The 3,024-nt window shown below is 43.4% G+C and carries 1 protein-coding gene; it reads left to right on the plus strand.

Features of this window, described 5'->3' with window-relative positions:
- The first annotated feature begins 144 nt into the window (after positions 1-144).
- On the plus strand, positions 145-2,925 hold the full coding sequence (locus tag ACFO3G_RS03490; RefSeq protein WP_380078026.1) for a hypothetical protein: 2,781 nt from the start codon (positions 145-147) through the stop codon (positions 2,923-2,925).
- Positions 2,926-3,024 lie beyond the last annotated feature (99 nt).

Raw genomic sequence — 3,024 nt, forward strand, 5'->3', positions numbered from 1 at the left:
ACCTCCCGATGAGCCTGAATTGACATAGGGGGATACCCCCATTTTAGCGCAAGATGATCAAGTGGGATGCCCCTCTTGAATACTATGCTATGTCCTTCTTCAAAGAAGAACGTTTAGGACACTATTGTTTTTTTCCCCTTTTGTATGGATACATCACTTGATGGCGGAGGAAGATTGCCTTTAAAAGCCTATCTTCCATATACTCCTGCTGCTTCAGGAGATTATGTTTTTGAGTTTAAAGATGATTGTGGTAGAACTCAAACGTTTACATATAATGTTCCACCTCTTGAGCTTACGACTTATGAATACCATCCCGAGTATTTTGAGCCTCGTATTACCAAATCCTTATGTGGAAGAATCCGTATTTACCCTTTTGCCGGAGAAAACTCGGATAAGATCCTGACACTTAATGGTCAGCCTTTTGATAAAACATCTCTATGGATTAGGTATAATGATTATCCTAAGGATGTTAAGAAAGATGACATTACGACCAATGTTATGGCACGATGGAGAGGTGAGGATATGATTGCGATGTACAATGAACAAAATGGTAAAGGTCAAAATATTCCGGCAAAAGATATCTGGATCGAATTGCCGGATACGAAAGGCAAATTAACGATGCAAGTTCTTGCCAAGGGAGTTGATTGGACTGTCTCCGATGAGTATAGCGAATGCTTCGCACCTAAATTGGAGGTGAATTTGGATAATGCTTCACTCTCATACAATCACCATACCTTTGCTTCGTATGCATGTGTAGATCACCTTAGTGGATCTATCCTTATTGAACCGATCAATAATGTTTCTCCGGTTACAATGGAGTTGTATGATAGACGGGGAGGCCAACTATTGGATAAAAAAGAGGGAGTCAACTCTCTTGTGAAATTTACTTTAGGAGATTACTTGAAAAAAACAGGAGGTAAGGTTCAGTTCAGCTATTTTATGCGAATAACCGATCCTGCATGTAACAACTATGTTGAAGAGGTTCTTCCGGTTTATGACCTGTCAAGTTATCGTTTGATAGCTACCACTCCGAATCAGAAGAATATATGCCCCGGGGAAAATCTTACTTTGATTTGTCCGAACTTCGGTGCTAACATGACTTATACATGGACGAGACCCGATGGCGTGGAGATGACAGGTCGTATCGTCACTATTCCGGCAGAGGAGGTCACGCCGGAGCTTTCAGGAGTATTCACAATCTTAGTGACCGGTAAGACTGTGTGCATCGAAAAAGTTGTGTATCAAAAGGAATTCGAACTGTCCATCTCTCCCGACGAATTGTGGTGGAACAAACCCGAAGATGCCAACTGGAACAATATCAACAACTGGTATGACAAGGATGGCAATCCGGCTCATGCTATACCGGCACATTGTACCAATGTCCATATTCCTGCTCACCCGGGAAGTAATAATGATAAGGGAAAAGACATATTCCCGGATCTTGATCCAAAGATTTCCATCCAGGGTGATTTCAGCCTTCCGGAGTGCAACGATATATATTTCCACTACGGATCTAAGCTCGGCAACCCACAAGAGCTGAACTATCATCACGCTTATGTGGACTATAACTTTGGAGTGGTTACACCGGAGGTCCCGGACCAAGGCAAGGCATATAAAGACGAAAATGTCAATTTTCCTCAGGCCAATAACGAGATTATGCATAGGGACAAATGGTATATGCTGGCTGCTCCGCTTCACAATATGTATTCGGCAGATTTTAACCTTGCCGGTTATCCAATGATTTACAGTCGTTACGTTAAGATAAACCAGAGCGAACCACTTACAGATGCCGGCTTCGGAGCATCGTATGCCAAACTCAACAGCCTGTTTTCTTCCGATGAATACGACAAATCGAAGACTATCAATGGAATGGTTGTCAAGGTTGATGGATATAATACATATAGTCCGGGAGAATCCAACCAAAAGAATTTGGATAAACTTAAGGGTATCATACGTATTCCGTATTTCGAAGACAATGATCGCCTCAAAGCCTATCCACTTGAGCAGTATGACCCGGAAACGCATAAATCAAAGGTTTGGTACTTCAATCGTCGTACACTAAAACCACTCAACCGCTACGAAGAGATTGCCCGTACTGAGAAGGCATATCGCTTTGTCTTTGAGACGGAGTATGCCGACGGAAAGAGCGGTGTCAGTATGATTCCTATAAATGGATCTGCGGTCAAAGGATATGCTGCGAGTACCGATAAGATCCATTCGGGAGAATGGTTTATGCTTGGCAACCCGTTTATGTCTCCGATAGACTTTGACAAGTTTTATGAGATCAATAAAGATTACATCGAATCCTACTATTACATTTATGAAGATGGAAGGTGGAAGGTGTATTCCCAAGACAATAAAATAGCGTCGACGTTGGGAAGCGTGATCGAGCCGATGCAGTCCATTCTGTTGAGGAAGAAGGGCGGAAATATGCTTGCCTTCCCCACCTTTGGATCAAAGTCTGTTTTGGTCTCTCCGAATAAGGTACAAGAGAGGTCCCTAAGCAGTCGTGCAGTGGAAGCCGGCAGCTTATATCCCCTTCACATCACGGCAAAAAATAAAGCGGGAGAGACAACAGCGATGCTGGGCATCGGTACCCGGAGCGGCAATCTTCCTGCCTTGTCCAATGATGCCAATACGGATATTCCCGTAGCCTATATTGTCGATCCGGAAAACGGAGAAGCCAATGTATTTCAGAATTGTGAAGACAGCGATGCAGAAGGTTTTACTTTGGGCGTATACACCAAACTGAATGCCCCGGTAGATCTTTATGTGGACAATATAGACAGAAGCCGCTTCAAGATGCTTTTGTTGGAAGACAGATTGACGGGCAAAGTGCAGGATCTGTTGCAAAACCCGCTCTATAGTTTTGTCAATGAGCCGGGATATTCCGGCAGGAGAGGTAGTATCCCAAAAAGTGTGTAAAGGAGGTTTATCTTTGAGTCAAAATTAATCATTTCATTTCATTGTTTTGTTCATCCGTCAGGCGGACATGAAAAACACCGGGGGGATTGGCGTCCGCCC

It is taken from the genome of Falsiporphyromonas endometrii (genome assembly GCF_042654485.1).
GTDB lineage: Bacteria > Bacteroidota > Bacteroidia > Bacteroidales > Porphyromonadaceae > Porphyromonas > Porphyromonas endometrii.

Coding starts and splice junctions, on each gene's coding strand:
- ACFO3G_RS03490 (WP_380078026.1), top strand. CDS start 145: ATGGATACATCACTTGATGGCGGAGGAAGATTGCCTTTAAAAGCCTAT.